Raw genomic sequence first — 23,603 nt, 5'->3', positions numbered from 1 at the left:
CTCATACCATTATATTAAGACGGACCTTGAAATCACTTCATTTTCGTGAAAATAATGCAGATTCACTATGCCCAACCTATTCATCAGATGAAAGATCGTTTATTTTCCTTTATAATTATTAAGGAACACGAAATAAATAAAGAAGGTGGTCTCTATCACAAACAGGAAGAAAAACTTGTACATCATGTGGTTTGTGAACTTTTTTGTATCTGCGAGCATTACAATGATCGTCCCTTTTTTATCACTTTACATAGAATCTCTTGATAGCAGCTATTCAAATGAATTTGTTCAAAGATGGAGCGGCTATGTCTTTGGGGTCACGTTTTTAACGGCCTTCCTGATCTCTCCGATTTGGGGGCGGATTGGCGACCGGCATGGCTATAAAAAGATTTTATTGATTAACGGTATTGGCATCGCCACAAGTATTCTATTAATGGGGCTTGTGCACACCGTGTATCAGCTATTCGCATTAAGGCTCTTCATGGGGCTTGTCACAGGCTTTATCTCGACTTCAATGGCACTGATTTCTGCACAGACTGAAAAGGCAACTGCCGGTAAAACGCTTGGAACGATGCAGATGAGTAATGTCGCCGGAGGATTGTTTGGTCCGTTAATGGGCGGATTCATGGCAGACAGCGTCGGATTTATTTATACGTTTTTCCTCACAGCGGCTGTCATTTATGTGTCAGCTATTGTGATTATCTTCGGAGTAAAGGAACAGCCGATCCGGTCAAAAGAAGCAAAGCGAGTTTCTTACTCACGGAAGGATGTACTCATTCACATTTTCAAACAGCCTTTGCTTGTGGTCACGATGCTTTTAACGTTTATTACACAAGTAGGGAACTTTAGCATTCAGCCGCTTTTGGCTTTATACATTCATGATTTACATGGTCCTGTCAATCTCGCTTTTTATGCGGGGCTAGCATTTTCTGCAACTGGACTTGGCAATTTGCTGTTCACGCGAAAATGGGGAGATCTCGGAGATCGAATTGGTCACGACAAGGTGCTGCTTGCCCTTCTCATTCTCTCCTCTATTTTATTCATCCCGCAAGCGATGGCGGATTCCTACGTGATGTTAGTCATTTTCCGTTTTCTATACGGGATGGCACTTGGCGGGATTATTCCGTGTACGACAGCGTATATCCGGATCAAAGCACCTGCTTCTATGCAAGGAGAAGTGCTCGGATACAATGTCAGCTTCCGCTTTCTTGGGAATGTTGTCGGTCCAGTAATCGGCGGCATTGTGGCGAGTCATTACGGGATTCCAGCTGTCTTTTATGTCACTGCCGGCATTTTTCTGTTTGGCGCGTTATTTTTATGGGCGGTCCGCTCGCATGCGAAGACAAAGGAAAGGAGTGTCTGATCATCTTCAGATACTCTTTTTTCTTGCGTAAAAGCCTGATTCACTAGACTTCACGCCCATTCTTTTCTAAAAATAACCTTCTCGTATTCGCAAAAGAATGGTACGATATGGCTAGAAAATTGAAGAAAGTGAGTGACCTCATGTTTCGTGCAATTATTGGTTGGTTATTACTTGCTGCCCTCATCCCACTATTTGTTCTGACTTTTTATCTATCAAAGGAAGAAGCTGCAAGTGTAAAGCCTGTTAACGAAGTGCTTGATCAAAAAATCAAGCTGGAAAAGATAGATTTTTCCCAAAACAGTTATATGTATGACCGGGATGGTTCTCTTATCTCCGAGATCGTCTCAAACGATGAGAACCGAGTGTTCGTGAAATACGATAAAATCCCTGAACCTGTGAAGGAGCTATTCCTTCGTTCAGAGGACCGCAACTTTTATGACCATAAAGGCATTGACTTTATGGGAGTTGTTCGTGCCCTTGCTGCAAATGTTAAAAACCATGGCATCAGCCAAGGAGCGAGTACGATCACACAGCAGCTGTCCCGCAACTTATATTTAAGCCATGAACGTTCGTTCAGCCGAAAGTTTACGGAGCTGCTCTATTCCTATGAACTTGAACGAAAATTCTCAAAGGATGAAATTCTAGAAAGCTATTTAAATACGATTTATTTCAGTAATGGTGTTTACGGTGTCGGTTCTGCGGCTAATTACTATTTTGATAAGCCGCTTAGTTCTTTAACACTTGCACAAATGGCATTTATCTCTGCTATTCCAAACAACCCAACACTGTATGACCCATTAAAACAGTTCAAGCACACAAAGAAACGCCAAGAACGACTGCTTGGTATTTTAAAGAAAGATGGCGTCATCACCAAAAAGCAATACAAAAAAGCCGTCAAAGAAAAAATCAGCCTGTCCTTAAGTGAAAAGAAAAACCTTTACCCTGACTATGTGACATATGCCAATGAAGAGTTTACCGATCTTGTGTCTGATCAGGAGGGCTTTACAAAACGATTGAAGAAGGCCAAAACGGCTGAAGCAAAAAAGGCTATTCAAAAAGAATTATCTGAAAAGGTCAGTGCCCTGCTCCAGGATGGCGTGAAAATTTATACGGCGCTTGATCCTTCCTTACAGCAAAGAGCCGTCTATCAGCTCAATGCTCAATTGCCTTACCAAGGTGTGGAAGGCGGATCAGCCGTCATTAATCATGAAACGCATCAAATTGTTGCACTTGCTGGCGGGAAAAACTATAAGAAATTTGATTTCAACTACGCTTATCAAGCGCAAAGACAGCCTGGTTCTGCGATTAAACCGCTTTTAGACTATGCGCCTTATATTGATCAAACCGGCGCAACGGCTTCAAGCACCATCAGTGCCGGCAAGTTTTGCAGCAGCGGATACTGTCCGCAGAACTATAACCATAAAACATATGGAACGGTCACACTTGAAACAGCCTTTAAAAATTCTTACAATACCCCTGCGATCCGAATGCTGGATACAGTAGGTGTCAAAAAAGGCTTCAGCTATTTAGAGAAGTTCTCATTTGAGCATATCGTAGCGGATGATTACCGCCTTCCTTCTGCACTTGGCGGATTTACGAAAGGCTTCTCACCGCTAGAAATAACAGATGCATATACCGTCTTTGGCAACCAAGGAGCCTACACACAAAGTCATTCGATCACAAAAGTGACAGACTTAAACGGTAAGACCCTTTACAAGTGGAAAGAGTCGCCAAAGCAAGTATATTCTCAGCGTACAAATGAAACGATGCGTAAGCTGCTTACCTCCGTTGTGAAAAGTGGGACAGGGAAAAAAGCGAATTTCAATGCCCCTTACATCGGTGGTAAAACAGGGACATCCAATGACTACAAAGATATTTGGTTTGTGGGACTGACAGATCAGTACACAATGGGTGTCTGGGTCGGAAGAGATAGAGGAACGGTCGAATCGATTTACAATTCAAGCCCGCACTTACGTATTTGGAAAAATACGATGCAATACGCCAGATAAACAGGAGGTTTGATTGCGATGCATTCAACACATCCACCCCATTTAATTTTATTTGACGGTGTCTGCAACGTGTGCAGCGGCGCTGTTCAGTTTGTGATTAAGCGCGATCCAAATGAACGGATGATGTTCGCTTCATTACAATCAGATACAGGGCAGCGTATTTTAAAAGAAAACGGTTTGCCTTTAGATGAGTTCAATTCATTCATTTATATCGAAAAAGGGACCCTTTATACGAAATCGACAGGCATCTTAAAAGCCGCGCGGCATTTAAAAGGGATCTACAGATGGAGCTTTTTACTCCTTGCCATACCACGCCCAATCCGTGATTGGTTTTATCAGCTGATTGCAAAAAATCGCTACAAATGGTTTGGGCAAAAAACATCTTGTATGATGCCAACACCCGATATTCAAAAACGGTTTCTTTCATAAAAAAAGCATCCTCCATCATTGGAGGATGCTTAGATTGTTGACAAAGGGCTAAAATGAACTTTATTTTAGCCCTTTGTCTTCTTTTCAGCGTGATAGAAAACCTTTGAAGTCTAGGAAGGACGAGTACCGGAGCGGAGCGAATTTGACATTCGTGAGCACCGGAGCGTAGACCTGACAACGAATGCGAGGGTTTGTCTACACGCTGAGCATCCTCCATCATTGGAGGATGCTTTCTTTGTCTGCTTATGAAGGCAGACTTGCCATCACACTGTTATAAAGCTTAATAAATAAGTACAAAATACCGATCAAAAACGTCGCCCAAAACAGCAGAATAAACATCATAAATCCAATCAAATTCAGCATAGAAAGCGATTGATAAATGCGAACCACAACCCAGATAAAATAGACAAGACTTGCTAATGCAAAAAGTCCGACAAGCAGAATGAGCTGCTGCGTCAACAGAAACGCAAGCAAGCTGGCAAATAAATAAACAACGGATGCAATCCGAATTTTCTTTAAGTTCTCCCCTTCAGGGTCCTTAGCGAAAAAGAGCAACGCCAGCTCTAATACCGTATCTGCAATCAGTTTTAAGGCAGATAAGATCATAAAATAAACAAGTGCAAAAGCGGCAAAGAGAGCAAGACGGATGCCCTGTTCTGAGAAAAATTCCAGCATTCCTTTTAAAATACCTGCTTGAGTCAAGAAATCAGTTGTGATACCTACTGTAAAAATCGAAAAAGCAGAGCTGAATAGTAAAATTGAAATCAGCGGAAAATATCCAGTCAAATATGTATTTTTCATAAATAGTTCCTTTCTCATAAGCTCACATTTATTATGGCTCACTTAAAACGGATTGACAAGATGCTTTCAAAGTAAACTGACAGCAAAATCAAATTTATGATTTTGCACGTACATTCCTTCACAAACTTACATTTTCCCGTTAAAGTATTACTGTTACGAAAAAATTGTGCGTTAGGGGTATACTCGTGAAAAAAACTTTAAGACTGCAAACACGGCTGACGATTTTTGTGTGTATCGTTGTCCTGATCTCTCTTTGTATCACATTCTTTACGATATGGTCGGAAACAGCCAAAAACATTCATCAGCAGGAGCGTGACATTGCTCTTTCTACTGCCAAAATGGTCGCAGAAGCACCGATCACCGCACAATCATTAGAAGATCATTCATATTCAGCATTACGAAAATATACAACAAGTGTTCAGCAAATCACCAAAACCGAATTCGTTGTCGTTATGGATATGAACGGTATCCGCAAAACACATCCGAATCCCCAGAAGATTGGAAAGCGGTTTGCCGGCGGTGATGAAAAAGCTGCATTACAGGGGAAAGAACATATTAGTACGGCTTCTGGAACACTCGGCAGATCCATGCGTGCTTTTGTTCCTGTTTATGATCAAAACGGAAAACAGCTCGGGGCTGTGGCTGTAGGGATTACGTTAAAGGAAATTGACTTGATTATTCATCAAAGCTTACTTCCACTCTACTTCGTCACATCACTCAGCCTTCTATCTGGCATCATCGGAGCACTCATTGTAGCAAGAAAAGTGAAGAAGATTATGTTTGGACTTGAGCCGGATGAGATCGCCACATTGTTAAAAGAACGAAGCGCCATGCTAGAATCAACAAAAGAAGGAATTCTTGCCGTCGATCAGCACGGTAAAATCAAGCTGGCCAATGCAGAGGCCAAACGGCTCTTTCATAATATGGGCATTATGGTTGATCCTAGAGAACAAGATGTTCAAACTCTCCTCCCTTCAAGCGGCTTAAAGCAAGTCATTAAAACACGCAAGCCGCTGCTTGATCGTGACGTGAGAATGAATGGACTGGAGCTCGTCTTTAATGAAGTGCCAATTACGGTAAAAGGTGAAATTGTCGGGGCCATCGCCACCTTCCGTGACAAAACAGAAGTGAAACATCTGGCTGAACAGCTTAGCGGGGTCAAAATGTATGCGAATGCGCTTCGTGCCCAGTCACATGAATTTATGAACAAGCTGCATGTCATTTTAGGATTGGTTCAGCTCAAAAACTACGATGACCTTGGCACTTATATCAAAGATATTGCGATCTATCAGCAAACGGAAACAAATGAAATCATCAACCATGTGAAAAACTCTGTTTTAGCAGGATTTTTACTAGGAAAACAAAGCTATATCAGGGAACAAGGCGCTGCCTTGGAGGTTATTTGCAGCACACAAGTGCCAAATACGGAGGACCCGGCAGTGACGCATGATCTCATTACCGTGATTGGCAACCTGTTAAATAACGCACTCGATGCAGTTTCACATACTGAGACGAAAAACATCTCGATTTCCTTCAGATACGTCCATCAGCAGCTTCACATTGAAATCACGGACACAGGTGTTGGTCTCACAAAAGAAGAACAAGACATCATGTTTGATCAGGGCTTTTCAACTAAAGGAGAAGACAGAGGGTTCGGACTCTACTTCGTTGACCAAAGCATCAAGAAATTGAACGGACATATGATTGTCACGAGTGAAAAAGGAGAAGGAACGACGTTTAGTCTCCGCATTCCGTATAAACAAAAGGAGGATTCACATGATTAATGTGTTAATAGTAGAAGATGATCCAATGGTTGGGGAGCTGAACAAACGCTACCTGACCCAAATCGATGGCTTTGAGTTAAAGGGAATTGCCACCTCCTTTCAGCAGGCACTTGAAGTGTTAAAAACAGAAGTCATTCACCTCGTACTGCTCGATATTTATATGCCTGGTCAAAATGGACTGGCATTACTAACAGAAATTCGCCAGCAAAATCATTCCGTTGATGTCATTGTCATTTCTGCTGCCAATGAAGTAGATGTTGTTCAGCAAACGATGCGGAACGGAGCGGTCGATTATTTAATCAAGCCTTTTGAGTTCGAACGATTCCAATCAGCACTGGCAGAGTATAAACGGAAACATGCCCTGTATCAATCCATGAACAGCATTTCGCAAAATGATTTAGATGCGAAGCTATTTCATAAAAAAGCAGAGGCGGAAAAAGTCCTTCTTCCAAAAGGCTTGACCAAAAGCACACTCAAACTCATCTGGACAAGCATTCAATCATTTGGTCAGCAGGCTTTCACGACTGAAGACCTAGCCAATCATACAGAAATCTCTCAAGTCTCCATTAGAAAATACTTGAAATTCCTTGAGGATATCGAAGTGGTGGATGTTGAAATGGCGTATGGGACAATTGGACGTCCTGTTTTCCAATATAAATTGAACACGAGCAATATGAATTTGATTCAGCAATATCTTTAAACTGCTACATCTGACCTTTCACAAAGGCCAGATGTTTTTTTATGGCATACGATGTAACAAATCCCTTGATATCAGCTGTTCTACTGTAGTAGAGCACATCGCAAAAGCGGCATTATATCATATTTCAGCAGATAAAAAGACATCAAATAAAGCCGTTTAACATTTTTTTAAAAATAAAACAAATTTCTATTTATTTATTCGATTGGAAATGATAAATTATGATTGATTAGTTCAACGAGATATAAGTCTGATGTCTTACATCTTCTCTCCTGCCCTCCATTAGTTCCATGAGAAAGCAGGATAAAATACCCTTTTCTGAAGGGTAAGAAGAGATAAGTCGGTCTTTTTTCGCGAGACTTTTCTGAAACTTTTAAATTTTATAGGGGGTTATGTTTTGAAGAAGCGCAAAATTGGACTAGCATTGTCCTTAGTCGTAGCAGCAGGAACCATCCTTGGAGCATGCGGCAACTCTGGCTCAAACAGCGGTGAAAGCAAAAAAGATAAAGATCAATTCACTGTTGCAATGGTAACTGATGTCGGTGGTGTCGATGACAAATCGTTTAACCAATCAGCTTGGGAAGGTTTACAAGCATTTGGGAAAGACAACAATCTAAAAAAAGGTAAAAACGGCTTTGATTACTTACAATCTAAATCAGATGCTGACTATACAACAAACTTAAACACACTTGCTCGTGAGAAATTCGACCTGATTTACGGAATTGGTTTCTTAATGCAAGATGCTATATCTGAAATTGCGGATCAACGTAAGAATAATCACTTTGCTATCGTTGATGCAGTCGTGAAAAAAGACAACGTGGCAAGCATTGTGTTTAACGAAAACGAAGGATCATTCCTTGTAGGTGTTGCGGCTGCTCTTTCTACAAAATCAAACAAAATTGGTTTTGTCGGCGGCGTTGATTCTGAATTAGTCAGAAAATTCGAAGTCGGTTTCCGTGCAGGTGTTGAAGCAGCTAACCCGAAAGCAAAAGTTGAAGTGAAATATGCTGGTGCATTCGATAAGGCTGACATCGGGAAAGCAACAGCTGAAAGTATGTACAAATCCGGCGTCGACATCATCTATCATGCTGCTGGCGGCACTGGAACTGGTGTCTTCACAGAAGCGAAAAACCTGAAAAAAGCGGATCCTAACCGTAAAGTTTGGGTCATCGGTGTAGATAAAGACCAGTATGACGAAGGAAAAGTACCTGGAACAGAACAAAGTGTCACCCTTACTTCTATGGTTAAGAAAGTAGACACAGCGGTACAAGACTTAACAACGAAAGCAAAAGAAGGTAAGTTCCCTGGCGGCGAAGTGATCACATACGGTCTGAAAGAAGGCGCTCTTGACATTTCTCCATCTCAGGAAAACCTTGATAAAGATGTATTAAAGAAAGTTGAAGAATGGAAACAAAAAATCATCAAGGGTGAAGTTAAAATCCCTGCAACACGTGATGAACTAAAAGATTTTAAAGCTTAATTTGAGCATCGGGATAAGCACACCTTATCCCCTTGCCTCTCCTTTACCTCCTCTTTATTCGTAAAAGGTGGTAAAAGAAAAGCTGCAGCCTCGTTTTGCAGCTTTTCTTTTGCTAGTTTTTATCTTCATCAGCACCCTAAAAAAGGAGCGGTTAAACCTGTGGATTATGTCATTGAAATGTTGAATATACGCAAAGAATTCCCTGGCATTGTAGCAAACGACAACATTACGCTGCAGCTAAAAAAGGGCGAAATTCATGCGCTGCTTGGTGAAAACGGCGCTGGAAAATCAACGCTCATGAATGTGCTTTTCGGACTGTACCAGCCTGAAAAAGGTGAAATTAAGGTGCACGGAAAACCCGTGACTATCTCTAGTCCAAATGATGCTAGTGATTTAGGCATCGGAATGGTGCATCAGCACTTTATGCTTGTCGATACCTTCACTGTTGCTGAAAACATCATTTTAGGTAAAGAGCCAAAGAAGTTTGGAAAGATTGACAAAGAACAAGCCATACAGCAAGTACAAGAGCTTTCTGACCGCTATGGTTTGAAAATAGATCCTGCCGCAAAAGTATCTGACATCTCTGTCGGCATGCAGCAGCGAGCAGAAATCTTAAAAACACTTTACCGCGGCGCTGACATATTGATCTTCGACGAACCAACGGCCGTTTTAACACCTCAAGAAATTAAAGAACTCATACAAATTATGAAAAACTTAATCAATGAAGGTAAATCCATTATTTTAATCACCCATAAGCTGAAAGAAATTATGGATGCCTGTCATCGTGTGACCATTATCCGAAAAGGCCAAGGCATTCGTACACTTGATGTGGAAAACACAAATAAAGACGAACTTGCAAGCCTCATGGTTGGCCGTGAAGTGTCATTTAAAACAGACAAAAAAGCTGCTTCCCCTGCTGAGGAAGTTCTTCAAATTCAAGACCTCACAGTAAAAGACGCCAGGGGAATTGAAGCGGTCAAACAGTTGAACCTCTCAGTGAAGGCTGGTGAAATTGTCGGAATTGCTGGAGTAGATGGCAATGGCCAGTCTGAATTAATTGAAGCCATTACCGGTCTAAAAAAATCAGAATCTGGCACGATCATGCTAAACGGGAAAGCCATTCAAAATCTCCCGCCTCGTAAAGTGACCGAATCTGGGATTGGACATATTCCTCAGGACCGTCATAAACATGGACTCGTGCTCGATTTTTCAATTGGAGAAAACATTTCGTTACAAACGTATTATCAGCGTCCTTATTCAAAATTCGGCTTATTAAATATGAAAAATATTTATCAAAAAGCAAAAGGAATCATTGCGGAATATGACGTCAGAACACCGAGTGAATATACAGAAGCGCGCGCTCTGTCAGGCGGTAACCAGCAAAAAGCCATTATCGGCCGTGAAGTTGACCGCAACCCTGATTTATTAATTGCCGCTCAGCCGACACGAGGACTTGATGTTGGTGCGATTGAATTTGTTCATAAACGTCTAATTGAGCAAAGAGACTCAGGCAAAGCCGTTTTGCTCATCTCCTTTGAACTTGATGAAATTATTAATGTCAGTGATAAGATCGCTGTCATTTTCGAAGGCAGCATTGTGGCCATTGTTGATCCAAAAGAAACAACAGAGCAAGAGCTTGGTCTATTAATGGCTGGAAGTACGCAACAGGAAGTGGGGAAAGAAGCAAATGTCTAATCGCTTAACAAATCTGCTGATTCCGCTTATAGCCATTGTACTTGGCCTTTTCGTTGGGGCCATTATTATGCTGGCAAGCGGTTATAGTGTCATCGAAGGCTATAGTGCCCTTTGGAATGGCGTTTTCGGTGAAACCTATTATATGGGAGAAACCATCAGGCAAGTGACACCTTATATTTTATCAGGTCTTGCTGTTGCCTTTGCATTTCGGACAGGCCTATTTAATATCGGTGTAGAAGGTCAAATGCTCATTGGCTGGGTAGCTGCTGTATGGATCGGAACAACTGTCCATGCACCTATGTATATCCATCTCCCGCTTGCACTCATCACAGCAGCAGCTGCTGGTGCATTATGGGGCTTTATTCCTGGGTTTTTAAAAGCTCGTTTTTATGTGCATGAGGTCATCGTCACCATCATGATGAACTACATTGCCCTTCATGTCACAAACTATTTAATCTCAAATGTCTTAACAGATAATAAAGATAAAACAGATAAAATCGATGCCACTGCCTCGCTCCGCTCTGGATTCTTTGAGCAGATCACTGATTTTTCCCGGATGCATAACGGTATTTTTGTTGCCATTATTGCTGCGGTCGTGATGTGGGTCATTATTCAAAAAACCTCTAAAGGGTTTGAATTACGAGCGGTTGGAATGAACCAGCAGGCATCACATTATGCTGGTATGAACGTTCGCCGCAATATCATTTATGCGATGCTCATTTCAGGTGCTTTTGCTGGTCTTGCAGGCGCTATGGAAGGCCTTGGTACATTTGAATATGCCTCTATTAAAGGCTCGTTTACAGGCGTAGGTTTTGATGGAATCGCCGTCGCTTTATTAGGTGGAAATACGGCTGTTGGTGTTGTCCTTGCCGCATTATTGCTTGGTGGATTGAAGGTCGGTGCGTTAAATATGCCGCTTGAATCAGGCGTACCGACTGAGGTTGTTGATATTGTCATTGCGATCATCATTCTTTTCGTCGCCTCAAGCTATATTATCCGTCTTGTGATTCAACAAATGAAGAAAAAGGGGGGAAAATAAGTGGGATTTCTGCAAATACTTGAAATCATCGTCCCAGCTACACTTGTTTATGCTGCACCACTTATTTTAACCGCTCTTGGAGGCGTCTTTTCAGAAAGATCAGGTGTTGTCAATATCGGTCTTGAAGGTTTGATGGTCGTCGGAGCATTTTCCAGTATTATCTTTAACTTATTTTTTGCTGATACGTTTGGAGCCTTGACCCCGTGGCTTGGGCTTCTTATCGGAATGGCCGTTGGCGGATTGTTCTCACTGATTCATGCAGTGGCGACCATTACCTTCCGAGCGGATCAAACGGTCAGTGGTGTGGCCATTAACATGCTGGCACTTGGCGCAACATTGTTTGTCGTTAAACTGATTTACGGAAAAGCACAAACTGATAAAATTACAGAGCCTTTCTATAAAGGAGATATTCCCCTTTTAAGTGACATACCGATTATTGGTGATATTTTCTTTAAAGATGTTTATTATACGTCCATACTCGCCTTAGCTCTTGCAGTTGTTGCTTGGTTTGTTTTATTTAAAATGCCGTTTGGACTTCGTCTTCGTGCAGTCGGAGAGCATCCAATGGCAGCTGATACAATGGGAATCAAAGTGTATCGGATGCGTTATATCGGCGTCTTTATTAGTGGCCTGTTTGGCGGTCTTGGCGGAGCTGTTTATGCCTCAACGATCGCGCTTGATTTCTCCCATGCCACCATTACTGGACAAGGCTTTATCGCACTAGCTGCGCTTGTATTCGGTAAATGGCATCCGTTTGGCGCAATGGGTGCTGCATTATTCTTTGGATTTGCTCAAAGTTTAAGCATTATTGGCTCTCTCCTGCCGCTGTTCCAAGATATACCGAACGTGTATATGCTGATAGCACCATATGTGCTCACCATCTTAGCACTTACTGGCTTCATTGGGCGTGCTGATGCACCGAAAGCACTTGGTACACCATATTTAAAAGGAAAACGATAAATACGATGTATGATCAATCCCCTGAAGGACAAACTACCTTCAGGGGATTTTTGTATGATAAAAAACTCAAAAATTCCTGTTTATTTTACTTTTATTACACTTATTTTAGTTTAATAAATAGATGAGTGTCACAGAATCTTCTACAATTGAGACAAATAGCATTTGGGGGTGTTTATGTGGCTAATGCACAACAATTGAAATCGATTACAGACGATTCTGACAATAATAAAAGCGTTTTCCGTAAGATCATGTCTTGGAAAATTGGTGTTATTGATCTACCTGTGTATTTAGTACTTGCAGCGATTATTTTAACTGCCGCTTATTTTAATAAAATTCCAGCAAATATGCTTGGCGGTTTCGCTGTTATTATGATTTTGGGGATTTTCCTTGGAGATGTAGGACAACGTATTCCAATCTTAAAAGATATTGGTGGACCGGCGATCCTTTCTTTATTCGTACCATCGTTCCTGGTCTTTTTTAATGTTCTGAATCCGAACTCATTGGAAGCGGTTACGTCTCTGATGAAAACGTCTAACTTCCTTTACTTCTATATTTCTGCTCTTGTAGTAGGTAGTATTCTTGGGATGCAGCGAACTGTTTTAGTACAAGGCCTTATTCGTATGTTTGTTCCTCTAGTTGCAGGTACAATTGCAGCTGTGAGTGCAGGAATCCTTGTTGGCCTTTTAGTTGGTTACACACCGCATCATTCATTCTTCTTTATTATTGTACCGATTATTGCCGGTGGTGTTGGAGAAGGGATTTTGCCATTATCTATCGCTTATTCACAAATTCTTGGTGTATCAGCAGAGTCATTAATTTCTCAATTGATTCCTGCCGCTGTCATTGGGAACGTCATTGCCATTATCTGTGCTGGCGCAATGAAGAAGCTTGGTGAGAAACGTCCTGAACTAAACGGAAATGGCCGTCTTGTGAAATCAAAAGAAGCAAACGAAATTTTTGAACAGCCAGATCTGGATGCAAAAGTTGATTTCGGGTTAATGGGTGCTGGTGTACTCGTTGCTTGTACAACCTTCATCTTTGGTGGTTTGTTAGAAAGCTTTGTTCATATTCCAGGTCCAATCTTAATGATTGTTCTTGCCGCTTTAATCAAATACTTAAACGTGATGCCTCAGCATCTTCAAAACGGCTCACAGCAGTTCTACAAGTTTGTATCAAGAAGCTTTACATGGCCGCTAATGGTTGGTCTTGGTATTCTATACATTCCACTTGATGATGTAGCAACTGTCATCTCGATTCCATTCGTATGCGTATGTATCGCTGTTGTACTCGCAATGGTTGGTTCTGGTTACTTCGTTGGAAAACTAATGAACATGTATCCAGTAGAATCTGCTATTGTCACTGGCTGTCACAGCGGACTTGGCGGTACTGGCGACGTTGCCATTCTTTCAGCTTCTGGAAGAATGGGTCTTATGCCTTTCGCACAAGTATCTACACGACTTGGCGGAGCAGCAACTGTCATCTGTGCAACGATCTTACTCAGAATGTTTAGTTAAAATTTCACACATAAAAAGCATGGGCTCTCACATGGGCGCATGCTTTTTTATATTTCTTTTCTCCTATAGGATCTTATTCATCAGCATCTGCTAATACAATTCGTAAATATTCCCTCGGCTGAAAAGGATACAGCTTGGTTTCTTGATAGCTCATGTGAAGAAGATGCTCAGAAAACAGCGGCCATTCACTCCCGGCCTGCCACCTTTTTTGATCATTTCTGTCAATCAAGAATGCTCCTCCTAAAATCGTGCAGAATAGGCTTAAGCTGATGGCAATCTTTTGTGTCATTTAATCAGCTCCTTTAAGAAAAGCATGTACGAAAAACAAAACAATATACAATGGGTATCATTTTTGATAAAATTATTTTTGTGGTCAAAAGAACCTAAAACAAATACAGTTTGTTTGAAGTCGTTTCAAACCAATGCACTATGGCTGTATTTACGCTATAATTTTAATTACCAGTTCTTTAGAACGTGAATTTATATTGATCAAAGGAGGTTCATTTTCTTGCAGCTTATTCACTTCGCCATCCTATCACCTTTTTTACTCGCCTTTGTTGTACCTTTCCTTTACAAATATGTGAGGCGTATACATACAGGGTGGTTTGTTCTCATCTTGCCAATTCTTTTATTTACCTATTTCATCCAAATGTTACATATCACCTCGAATGGACGAACACTTTTCTCACAGGCTGAATGGATTCCATCATTAGGGATGAATTTCACTGTGTATGTCGATGGTCTCAGCCTGTTATTTGCTTTATTAATTACAGGTATCGGTGCACTTGTGGTGCTGTACAGTATTTTCTACTTATCAAAAGAAAAAGAACAGCTTGGCTCTTTCTACACGTATTTGCTCATGTTTATGACCGCCATGCTGGGTGTCGTTCTTTCTGACAACATGGTGGTTCTATACTTGTTTTGGGAGTTAACGAGTATCTCTTCCTTCCTCTTAATTGGGTATTGGTATAAGCGGGAACGCTCTAGGTACGGAGCAACGAAATCACTGCTTATTACTGTTTTTGGCGGATTAGCTATGCTTGGCGGCTTCATCCTCATTTACCTGATTACTGATTCATTCAGTATTCGTGAAGCAGTGAATCAGCTTCAGCTTATTATGGCATCACCTTACTTTATCCCTGCCATGATCCTAATTTTACTAGGTGCATTTACGAAATCAGCGCAGTTCCCATTCTATATCTGGCTGCCTGATGCAATGGAAGCACCGACCCCTGTGAGCAGTTATCTGCATTCTGCTACGATGGTGAAAGCTGGTATTTATCTTGTTGCCCGCTTCAGTCCAATCTTTGCAATATCAGAGGTATGGTTCTGGACCATTTCCATCGTTGGACTTGTTACATTATTCTGGGGATCATTCCATGCCGTCCGGCAAAACGATTTGAAAGCCATTCTGGCCTATTCGACAGTGAGTCAGCTCGGTATGATTATGCTTATGCTTGGCGTCGGCGCAGCTGCAATTCATGAAAACAATCCTGCCTTTTTTGGTGCAGCCGTTCTTGCTGCTATTTTTCACCTCATTAACCATGCTACATTTAAAGGCAGTCTCTTTATGGCAGCTGGTATTATCGATCATGAAACAGGAACTCGTGACATTCGGAAATTAGGCGGATTAATGACGATCATGCCGATTACCTTCACGATTACGTTAATCGGTACATTCTCAATGGCCGGACTACCGCCATTTAATGGCTTCTTAAGTAAAGAGCTATTTTTTACAAGTATGATACGAATTTCTGACATCAGCTTTACGGACGTTTCAACATGGGGTGCTATCTTCCCAGCACTCGCTTGGCTCGCTAGCGTCTTCACGTTCATTTACAGTATGATGCTCCTCTTTAAAACATTTAGAGGTCGTCTGAATGTAGACCAATTGGAGAAAAAACCGCATGAAGCACCGATCGGCATGCTCATTCCGCCAATCATTCTAGCTGCACTTGTGGTCACTTTCTTCTTTTTCCCTAATATTCTTGCCTATTCTGTCATCGAACCCGCAATTGCGGCGATCATTCCTGAAGCCATTGAAACAGGAAGCCGATTTGCTGTGAAAATTGAAGCGTGGCATGGCTTTCAGCCAGAGCTGTATATGACAATAGGTGTTGTTGTACTCGGCACAATCGGCTACTTGACGCTTTCAAAATGGCGTCCTATGTACAACATCTTTAAGGAAAAATGGTCATTTAACGCTTTATACGACCGCTCTCTTATCGGTTTGGAAAAAGGTTCATACCGCCTGACAAACAGTTATATGACTGGTTTTCTTCGGGACTATCTTGTTTATGTGTTTGGTTTCATGATTATCGTCATTGGCGGTGTGATGTTTTATCAGCAGGCCTTTTCATTTAAAACAGATCAGGCTGCCTCAATTGGCACGTATGAAGTCATTCTTTCACTTGTGATGGTGGCGGCGACGATTGCAACTGTATTCGCAAGCTCACGATTAACAGCTATTATTGCTCTAGGTGTCATGGGCTACACGCTATCATTATTCTTCGTGATTTTCAGAGCACCTGACCTTGCGCTGACGCAGCTCATTATTGAAACAATTTCAGTCGCACTGTTTTTGCTTTGCTTCTATCATTTGCCGAAGCTGAGCTTAAAGCAAAAAACAAGAAGATTCAAAATGACCAATTTCATCATTTCTTTAGGTGTTGGGGTTGTTGTCACTTGTCTAGCTTTTGCTTCCACAAGTCAGCAGTCACTTGACACCATCTCAACTTACTTTATTGAAAACAGCTACAAACTTGCTGGCGGTGACAATATTGTCAATGTCATTCTTGTAGATTTCAGGGGCTTTGATACCCTCTTTGAAATTACTGTGCTCGCCATTGCGGCACTTGGTATTTATGGGTTATTAAAAACACAAGCAAAACGGAAGAGAGGTGTGCGGCGATGAGAAAGATTGATACGAATGATATGCTTTTGCAAGTCACAACAAAAATCACAGCATTCATCATCTTGCTTTTCTCCCTTCACCTATTTCTTGCGGGACATAACAATCCTGGCGGCGGATTCATTGGCGGCCTGATGAGTTCTGCGGCTGTTGTTCTTCTGCTTTTAGCCTATGATCTGAAAACAGTAAGACGCATTTTGCCATTTGACTTTATTTATGTAGCTGGAGCCGGTTTGCTCGTTGCGATTCTGACAGGTATGGGATCCTTTCTATTCGGTGCCCCTTTTCTATCCCATGCATTTGATTATTTCCAATTACCGTTTTTAGGGAAAACAGAACTGGCGACAGCCGTCCTGTTTGATATCGGTGTGTATTTAGTCGTTGTCGGTGTCACCATGACCATTATTCAAATGATTGGAGAGAAGGAATAATGGAATTTCTAATGTCTATTATCGTCGGAATTATTTTTATGGCGGCGACCTATCTGATGCTGTCAAAGAGCCTTCTGCGGGTCATCGTCGGTACTGCTGTTTTGAGTCACGGCGTCCACTTGCTGCTTTTAACAATGGGCGGCTTAAAAAAGGGAGCGCCTCCCGTTCTAAAAGAGGGGATCACATCCTATGTAGATCCATTGCCACAAGCATTAATTTTAACAGCCATTGTCATTGCTTTTGGTGTGACATCCTTATTACTTGTCATGGCCTTCCGTGCTTTCCAAGAGCTGCGAACAGATGACATGGATCAAATGAGAGGAAATGATCAGCATGAATAATCTCGTGATCCTGCCTATTTTAATTCCATTACTAGCTGCTACACTATTGATCTTTATGAATAAAAACATCATGCTGTCAAGAGTCTTTAGTGTCTTGGCATCTCTTTCAGCCATTATATGTAATGCATATTTGGTTCAAACGATTTTCACAAATGGGATACAAACCCTTTATTTGGGCGGCTGGAAAGCACCATTTGGGATTGCCCTTGTCGCCGATCAATTTGCTGCACTCCTTGTGCTGACCGCATCCGTTGTCGGGCTTGTGACAGTCCTCTTCTCCTTTCAAACAATTGGGAAAGAAACAGAGCGTCTCTTCTATTATTCTGGCGTTCAGTTTTTATTAGCTGGCGTGAGCGGAGCCTTTTTAACGGGAGATATTTTCAACCTGTTTGTATTCTTTGAATTACTGCTGATGGCGTCTTATATGCTCATTGTATTAGGCGGATCAAAACCTCAGCTTCGTGAGTCACTCAAATATATTGTGTTTAATATCATCTCGTCGGCATTATTTATTGTCGGAGTCGCCTGCTTATATGCAGTGGCGGGCACGCTCAATATGGCTGATTTAAGTGTGAAAATAGCTGAATCAGGGCAAACAGGGTTAATCACTGTTATTTCCATCCTGTTCCTCATTGTGTTCGGCTTAAAAGCTGGGATCTTCCCGCTTTATTTCTGGCTTCCAGGATCGTATCACGCACCGCCGGCCGCGATTTCAGCTCTATTTGGTGCTTTGCTGACAAAGGTTGGCTTATATGCGATTGCCAGAGTCTTCACATTAATTTTTATACATGATACAGGCTTCACCCATACACTCATGGCGTGGCTTGCCGCACTGACGGTGATATTCGGTGTGATTGGCTCGATCGCCTATTCTGATGTGCAGAAGATTGTGATTTATAACATTGTCACAGCTGTTGGGGTCATTTTGTTTGGATTTGCAGCCAACACACCAGCATCACTCCAAGGAGCCATTTATTATCTCATTCACGACATGGTGATCAAAGGAGCATTATTTATGCTGGCAGGTGCCCTCTTTGTGTACGCTGGTACAAACCAACTGAAAAAAATGGGCGGGCTGATTCAATCCCAGCCTCTATTAGGGTGGATGTTTTTCATATCGGCTTTATCACTGGCAGGAATTCCGCCGCTGAGTGGCTTTGTTGGAAAACTAAAAATTGTGGAAGGTGGATTTTCTGCTGGATACATGACGTTTTCTATCTTGGTCTTATTGTCCAGTCTCCTTGTCCTCTACTCTATTATGAAGATTTTCATGTCTGCATTTTGGGGCGAGGATCAGGACATGCGCAGAAGAAAGCCGTCAATTAAAGGAATGGTGTACCCTGGCGTACTGCTTGTCGTCTTATCGCTTGCCATTGGGTTAGGGACAGAGTTCATTGCGCCTTATATCAATCAAGCAGCGGAAATGCTCTCTACACCAGAAAAATATATTCAAGCTGTGCTGAAGGAGTAGATGAACATGGCCTTTCAAATATTACTAAACGCTCTCCTCGCCTTTACATGGATGTTTATGAATGATACATACAGAGCCGCAGACTTTGTATCAGGCTTTGCCTTAGGGATGATCGCTATTTTTATGCTGCGTCGATTTTTCCCGCAGCGTTTTTACGGCTATGCCCTTTATGCGATTTTCAAGCTTATCATCATTTTTATTCGCGAGCTGCTTCTTGCCAATTTAAGTGTATTAAAGACCGTATTATCTCCAAAGCTCACGATTAAGCCCGGTATTTTCGCCTTTCGTACGGACTTGAAAACAGATTGGGAAATCACCATACTGGCGAATATGATTACATTGACACCAGGTACACTAGTGATTGATATTTCTGATGATCGTTCGATTTTATACATTCATGCGATGGATATTGAAGATGCTGAAAAAGCCATTCACGATATCCGGGTTTCATTTGAAAAAGCGATTCAGGAGGTGAGCGGTAAGTAATGGAACTCATTTTGCAAATGTCACTTGGCATTCTTGCGCTGTCTACTTTGCTTTTTGTGATACGAGTGATCAAAGGTCCCTCTATTCCTGATCGTGTGAGTGCGCTTGATGCAATAGGAATCAATTTAATTGGGATGACAGCCATCGTTTCAATTTTACTGAAAACCACTGCATTCTTTGAGATTATTTTACTGCTCGGCATCCTTGCCTTTATCGGTACTGTCGCTTTTTCCAAATTCCTTGAGAAAGGGGAAGTGATTGAAAATGATCGTCATCGCTAAAGCCATCGTGATTTTCTTTATCATGCTAGGCGCTATTCTCTGTTTGATTTCAGCCATTGGTGTCCTCCGTTTGCCGGATGTTTACACACGTATGCATGCTGCATCAAAAGCATCGACACTTGGTGTTGTTCTGATTTTAGTAGGTGTGTTTTTTCACGAATGGTTTCTTGCAGGTGTTATCTCTGCAAAAATCCTTCTCGGGATCGTATTCATCTTCCTGACAGCACCAGTCGGCGCGCACTTGATCGGAAGAGCCGCCTACAATACTGGTGTTAAGCTCGACAAGCGCAGTGTTCAAGATGATTATGGCGGTTTCCGTAACTTTGTGATTAAGCGAAAAGAAGATTCTTATTTATAAAAAGCAAAAAAGAATGGACTGACATGTTGGGCCATTCTTTTCTTTTATCGCTCAACAGCATATAAAAAAAGCTTCCGCTGCACCGGGAGCTTTTTTATATGCGATCAATGACAGCAAGTGTGCATCTTGACGTACAGATGTGCCGGTCTCGATCATCTTTTATATCGATTTGAAATACCATTGTACGCCGTCCTACATGTACTGGAACAGCTGTCGCTGTCACCACTCCATCGCGTACAGATTTTAAATGATTGGCATTGATTTCAATACCTGAGCAAACTTGCTGCGTTAAGTCTAAATGAGCAGCAGCCCCCATGCTCGCCACTGTTTCTGCTAGAGCAGCAGATGCTCCTCCGTGCAGCAGTCCAAATGGCTGTTTTGTTCTGTGATCGACTGGCATTGTTGCAACGCATCGTGACTCATTGCACTCTACAATCTCAATGCCTAGTGCCTCAAGCAGTGTATTTGATCCGCTCACATCCATTAAGGCCCTCTCCCTTCACACGTTTACAGCACACTTTCAGACTTGGCTATTAACACCGCTTCTGTACGAGATCCAACATTCAGCTTATTAAAGATGGATGTCAAACTGTACTCAATTGACCGTTTGCTCAAATGAAGCACATCGGCAATCTCCTGGTTCGTGTATCCTTTTTCTACTTCTCTAAGGATCAAACACTCCCGTTCAGTTAAGAGATCGTGATCAGTCTGCTGCGCCTGTTCTGGCTTTTCTTGCTGCTGTGAAATTAATTTCTTTAAATAGGACAGCTGAATGACAACTTCTCCTTGTAATGTGCGGTGTATGTATTCAATAATTTTGTCTTTCGTCTCTGTTTTACTAATTGCACCGTGTAATCCAGCCCGAATTGCCTCTTCAAAATAATCATCTACTTCATACCCTGTATAAATGATAATTTTCACTTGATGGTTGGTTTCTAATATTTGCTTCGCAATGTCCATTCCATTGATATCCCCGAGATTTAAATCCATTAAAATCACGTCATAGATGGAAAAGTCATGCGTCTTTAAAAAGGCGGCTTCTGCATCAGGACTTAAACAATCGACTGATAGCTGCTGGTCTGATTCTAAAATGCTTTTTGTCCCTTCCATGACAGCCGGATGATCATCAATGACCAATATCTTCTTCATGTCTTCCTCCCTTTAAATCACTCACTTCCATTTTATATAAAAGACTTGGCTGATGCCAAGTCTTAATCCTTAATAAATCGTTACAATTCCATTTCAATTTTCACCTTAAGCCCTTTTTCCGGGGCTGTGTGAATTTGAAGCTTTCCATTTAACGCTTTGACTCGTTCTCTAATTCCCGATAGCCCCATGCTCATTGTGTGCTGATCAAGATGACTTGCATCAAAACCGACTCCATCATCCTCATAGTGAAGAACAACCTGATCTTTAATACAAATCAGCATCACTAACACTTGAGTGGCTTGGGAGTGCTTCAGGGCATTAGATAACAGCTCCTGGACAATTCGGTAAATATTCAGCTGTGAATCAATATCGATGTCCAGCTCTTTATCAAAGCGTGTCGTATTCAGCCTAATATGAAACGGCGCTTCCTCCTGAATTTGAGAAGTCAGCTTTGATATCGCCTTTACTAAACCTAAATCATACAGCAGCTGCGGCCGAAGCTCATGACACGTTTCTCTCGTCGTTTGAATCACTTTAGACATTTGATCGTTCCATGAGATAAGCGAATTTTCAATAGATGTTGGGCATTGGTTGTTTTGAAAATTCGTTAAAAACATCTCTGACTGCCTTTTCAGCGATATCAAGTCCTGCAGCACAGAATCATGAAGATCCCTCGCTAAATCTGAGCGCTGCTTTTCTTCCATGGCAAACATGATTTTCTTCAGCCAGGCAGGATTGGCTTCACGCTGCTTCAAATCGTCAAGATGCTCCATCAATTCTTCGATCTTGACAACATTTTCTAAACTGACACTTGTATAAAAGGCCAATGTTTTCAGCCAAGAAATTTCATCACGTGTCAATTTCGGTGTCTGTATATTGGATAAGCAGCAAATCATAAACGAGTGACCGCCCCGCTCGCCAATTTTCATCATAAATCCTTTATCAAGCTCGATGATTTTACCAACTTCACCTAAAATATCTTGAAATTGATCCACGTATTCTTTCCATAGCTTACTATCATTTGTTGACTCATCAATTTCAATAATTTGTCCATCAGCCTTCACCTCAAGCACAAAGGCTTTATTCACAACAAGCACTTCTAAAATGGTGTATTTTAAATGATATAACACTTGATGAAGTGAGGACGCCTCACGAATGAGCTGCGTGAATTTAAACACGCTGTCCTGGTAATTATGCTTCTCTGAAAAACGCTTCAGACGAAAACGGAAATCTAGAATTTCTTTGAAATAGAAAACAGCCAACATGAGTGTATAGGTGATTAATGCGAGCTTCAGTGTGTACTTCAAATCTTCTGGCTTTTGCAGAATGTAAAACGTGACAACAACAAAAATGGTCGGTGTAATGGCAAGAAACCCATAGTATTTCAGTCTGCTTAACAAAAAATCCATATTGTAAAGTTTGTTCGTCATAAATTGATACACGAGTGAAAAAGGAATGAGCAAGACAAAAGAAGTTAAGAAAAATGGATCTACCACATAAATACGAAACAAAACATATGGAATTGCAAATAAAAATATAAATGGACAAAATGCTATAATATTTATCATGACAAAAAACTTTAAAACAGACCCCTGCTCTGTCTCTTTATATTTCCGCATTCCATTGATAATCACTTTGAATGACATGATAATAGAAGCAAAAAAGAATAAAAGATTTAAACTTGGCATGTATCTGGCTAACGCCGAATCAATCGGAACAAATAACTCTATTACTAGATTAATTATAGGAAGGCTATATAAAAAGCGAATCGTTTTTTGAGTCGTTATATGCAAGTCAAACTCTTTGAAATATTGATAAATGAAATGAATATAAAAGACAAATACACTTGATAAACAAAATGTGATTACATAATGGCTAAATCTATCACCAATACCTGAAGTACCTGCACTAAGATATCCGATACAAATCGTTAATAAAAATAAAACTAAAAGAAATGCTGATTTTCGTTGGGCCTCTTTGTTAATTCGAATGATAAAGAAGATACAAAATAAACAAATTGAATACAGGATGAGAGGAATTATATAGACAAATAAACTTTCTTGACCAATCAATGTCTTATTTTTTAGAGTGATCATTTGGTTGCCTCTTTGAATATCAATTCTTTGCACATTCCTAAGCTCACCATTGATCAAATAATCTTTGTTGTTAGCAGGTTCCCCATTGATTTTAAGTATAATATCTCCTTCTTCTAATCCTGATGTGTAGGCTAAAGAAAGATATTCAACTTTGACAACTTCTGCTTGACCGTTCTTGTTCTCCGCTACACGTGCTCCATTAAAAATATCAAATACATAAATATATGAAACATAGATCACAAATAAAAAAGACAGAAAAACCAAAAAAGCAGATAGTTTCGTATAAGTTATCTTCATGTATAAAACAT

General features: G+C 41.1%; 22 protein-coding genes. 17 read left to right on the top strand and 5 right to left on the bottom strand.

What is annotated here, in order from left to right; translation table 11 throughout:
* The first annotated feature begins 184 nt into the window (after window positions 1-184).
* From ACLGGR_RS09420 to ACLGGR_RS09410, 3 genes are all read left to right on the top strand, one after another.
* A complete protein-coding gene (locus ACLGGR_RS09420; RefSeq protein ID WP_269466388.1) occupies window positions 185-1,363 on the top strand; it encodes an MFS transporter in 1,179 nt (392 codons plus the stop codon).
* A gap of 107 nt (window positions 1,364-1,470) precedes the next feature.
* A complete protein-coding gene (locus ACLGGR_RS09415) occupies window positions 1,471-3,372 on the top strand; it encodes a transglycosylase domain-containing protein (protein WP_095409452.1) in 1,902 nt (633 codons plus the stop codon).
* 18 nt (window positions 3,373-3,390) lie between these two features.
* On the top strand, window positions 3,391-3,801 hold the full coding sequence (locus ACLGGR_RS09410) for a thiol-disulfide oxidoreductase DCC family protein (protein ID WP_024423304.1): 411 nt from the start codon (window positions 3,391-3,393) through the stop codon (window positions 3,799-3,801).
* 243 nt (window positions 3,802-4,044) lie between these two features.
* On the opposite strand, the gene ACLGGR_RS09405 is transcribed toward ACLGGR_RS09410, so the two are convergent.
* Window positions 4,045-4,602: a YufK family protein gene (locus tag ACLGGR_RS09405; protein ID WP_024423305.1), complete on the bottom strand. Its 558-nt coding sequence runs from the start codon at window positions 4,600-4,602 to the stop codon at window positions 4,045-4,047.
* Window positions 4,603-4,787: 185 nt separating this feature from the next.
* Between ACLGGR_RS09405 and malK the strand changes: the two genes are divergently transcribed.
* The 7 genes from malK to ACLGGR_RS09370 all read left to right on the top strand — a co-directional run bounded on the left by malK (window position 4,788) and on the right by ACLGGR_RS09370 (window position 13,771).
* Entirely contained in the window at window positions 4,788-6,386 is a 1,599-nt protein-coding gene (gene malK / locus ACLGGR_RS09400) for a malate sensor histidine kinase MalK (protein ID WP_142945080.1), read from the top strand.
* A complete protein-coding gene (locus tag ACLGGR_RS09395) occupies window positions 6,379-7,086 on the top strand; it encodes a response regulator (protein WP_095409456.1) in 708 nt (235 codons plus the stop codon). The genes malK and ACLGGR_RS09395 overlap by 8 nt, the downstream gene beginning before the upstream one ends.
* Window positions 7,087-7,480: 394 nt before the next feature.
* On the top strand, window positions 7,481-8,563 hold the full coding sequence (locus ACLGGR_RS09390; protein WP_142945082.1) for a BMP family lipoprotein: 1,083 nt from the start codon (window positions 7,481-7,483) through the stop codon (window positions 8,561-8,563).
* A 159-nt stretch (window positions 8,564-8,722) separates the two neighbouring features.
* Window positions 8,723-10,258 (top strand): ABC transporter ATP-binding protein, encoded by a 1,536-nt coding sequence (locus ACLGGR_RS09385; protein ID WP_323649165.1) that lies wholly within the window; start codon window positions 8,723-8,725, stop codon window positions 10,256-10,258.
* The gene (locus ACLGGR_RS09380) at window positions 10,251-11,297 is read left to right on the top strand and encodes an ABC transporter permease (protein ID WP_095409459.1); all 1,047 of its coding nucleotides are present in this window, start codon (window positions 10,251-10,253) and stop codon (window positions 11,295-11,297) included. Before ACLGGR_RS09385 ends, ACLGGR_RS09380 begins: the two co-directional genes overlap by 8 nt.
* On the top strand, window positions 11,298-12,257 hold the full coding sequence (locus tag ACLGGR_RS09375; RefSeq protein WP_048237319.1) for an ABC transporter permease: 960 nt from the start codon (window positions 11,298-11,300) through the stop codon (window positions 12,255-12,257).
* Window positions 12,258-12,433: 176 nt separating this feature from the next.
* On the top strand, window positions 12,434-13,771 hold the full coding sequence (locus tag ACLGGR_RS09370; RefSeq protein ID WP_265192805.1) for a 2-hydroxycarboxylate transporter family protein: 1,338 nt from the start codon (window positions 12,434-12,436) through the stop codon (window positions 13,769-13,771).
* A gap of 73 nt (window positions 13,772-13,844) precedes the next feature.
* Here ACLGGR_RS09370 and ACLGGR_RS09365 read toward each other — a convergent pair whose 3' ends face one another.
* The gene (locus tag ACLGGR_RS09365; protein WP_142945085.1) at window positions 13,845-14,060 is read right to left on the bottom strand and encodes a hypothetical protein; all 216 of its coding nucleotides are present in this window, start codon (window positions 14,058-14,060) and stop codon (window positions 13,845-13,847) included.
* Window positions 14,061-14,279: 219 nt separating this feature from the next.
* On the opposite strand from ACLGGR_RS09365, the gene ACLGGR_RS09360 reads away from it, so the two are divergent.
* From ACLGGR_RS09360 to mnhG, 7 genes are read left to right on the top strand one after another with little or no spacing between them, the layout of a single operon-like run.
* Window positions 14,280-16,685, top strand: coding sequence for a Na+/H+ antiporter subunit A (locus ACLGGR_RS09360; RefSeq protein ID WP_142945086.1), 2,406 nt, complete (start codon window positions 14,280-14,282; stop codon window positions 16,683-16,685).
* On the top strand, window positions 16,682-17,113 hold the full coding sequence (locus ACLGGR_RS09355; RefSeq protein WP_039181111.1) for a Na(+)/H(+) antiporter subunit B: 432 nt from the start codon (window positions 16,682-16,684) through the stop codon (window positions 17,111-17,113). Before ACLGGR_RS09360 ends, ACLGGR_RS09355 begins: the two co-directional genes overlap by 4 nt.
* Window positions 17,113-17,454 carry a Na(+)/H(+) antiporter subunit C gene (locus tag ACLGGR_RS09350; RefSeq protein ID WP_048237322.1) on the top strand — a complete coding sequence of 114 codons (342 nt, stop codon included), beginning with the start codon at window positions 17,113-17,115 and terminating at the stop codon, window positions 17,452-17,454. The genes ACLGGR_RS09355 and ACLGGR_RS09350 overlap by 1 nt, the downstream gene beginning before the upstream one ends.
* Window positions 17,447-18,925, top strand: a complete 1,479-nt coding sequence (locus tag ACLGGR_RS09345; RefSeq protein WP_410972945.1) for a Na+/H+ antiporter subunit D — start codon at window positions 17,447-17,449, stop codon at window positions 18,923-18,925. Before ACLGGR_RS09350 ends, ACLGGR_RS09345 begins: the two co-directional genes overlap by 8 nt.
* 6 nt (window positions 18,926-18,931) lie before the next feature.
* On the top strand, window positions 18,932-19,411 hold the full coding sequence (locus tag ACLGGR_RS09340; RefSeq protein WP_024425941.1) for a Na+/H+ antiporter subunit E: 480 nt from the start codon (window positions 18,932-18,934) through the stop codon (window positions 19,409-19,411).
* A complete protein-coding gene (locus tag ACLGGR_RS09335; protein ID WP_024425942.1) occupies window positions 19,411-19,692 on the top strand; it encodes a Na(+)/H(+) antiporter subunit F1 in 282 nt (93 codons plus the stop codon). The genes ACLGGR_RS09340 and ACLGGR_RS09335 overlap by 1 nt, the downstream gene beginning before the upstream one ends.
* A complete protein-coding gene (gene mnhG, locus ACLGGR_RS09330) occupies window positions 19,676-20,050 on the top strand; it encodes a monovalent cation/H(+) antiporter subunit G (RefSeq protein ID WP_142945429.1) in 375 nt (124 codons plus the stop codon). Before ACLGGR_RS09335 ends, mnhG begins: the two co-directional genes overlap by 17 nt.
* Before the next feature lie 94 nt (window positions 20,051-20,144).
* Here the strand turns inward: mnhG and ACLGGR_RS09325 are convergent, their stop codons facing one another.
* From ACLGGR_RS09325 to ACLGGR_RS09315, 3 genes are all read right to left on the bottom strand, one after another.
* Entirely contained in the window at window positions 20,145-20,534 is a 390-nt protein-coding gene (locus ACLGGR_RS09325) for a hotdog fold thioesterase (protein ID WP_095409463.1), read from the bottom strand.
* Window positions 20,535-20,557: 23 nt separating this feature from the next.
* Window positions 20,558-21,199, bottom strand: coding sequence for a two-component system response regulator ComA (gene comA, locus ACLGGR_RS09320; protein ID WP_024423322.1), 642 nt, complete (start codon window positions 21,197-21,199; stop codon window positions 20,558-20,560).
* An 80-nt stretch (window positions 21,200-21,279) separates the two neighbouring features.
* Window positions 21,280-23,592 (bottom strand): ATP-binding protein, encoded by a 2,313-nt coding sequence (locus ACLGGR_RS09315; RefSeq protein ID WP_410972944.1) that lies wholly within the window; start codon window positions 23,590-23,592, stop codon window positions 21,280-21,282.
* Window positions 23,593-23,603 lie beyond the last annotated feature (11 nt).

The sequence above is a fragment of the Bacillus sp. BD48 genome (assembly GCF_046566805.1).
Taxonomy (GTDB): domain Bacteria; phylum Bacillota; class Bacilli; order Bacillales; family Bacillaceae; genus Bacillus; species Bacillus safensis.
This window is presented reverse-complemented; position numbering and strand designations above follow the sequence as displayed.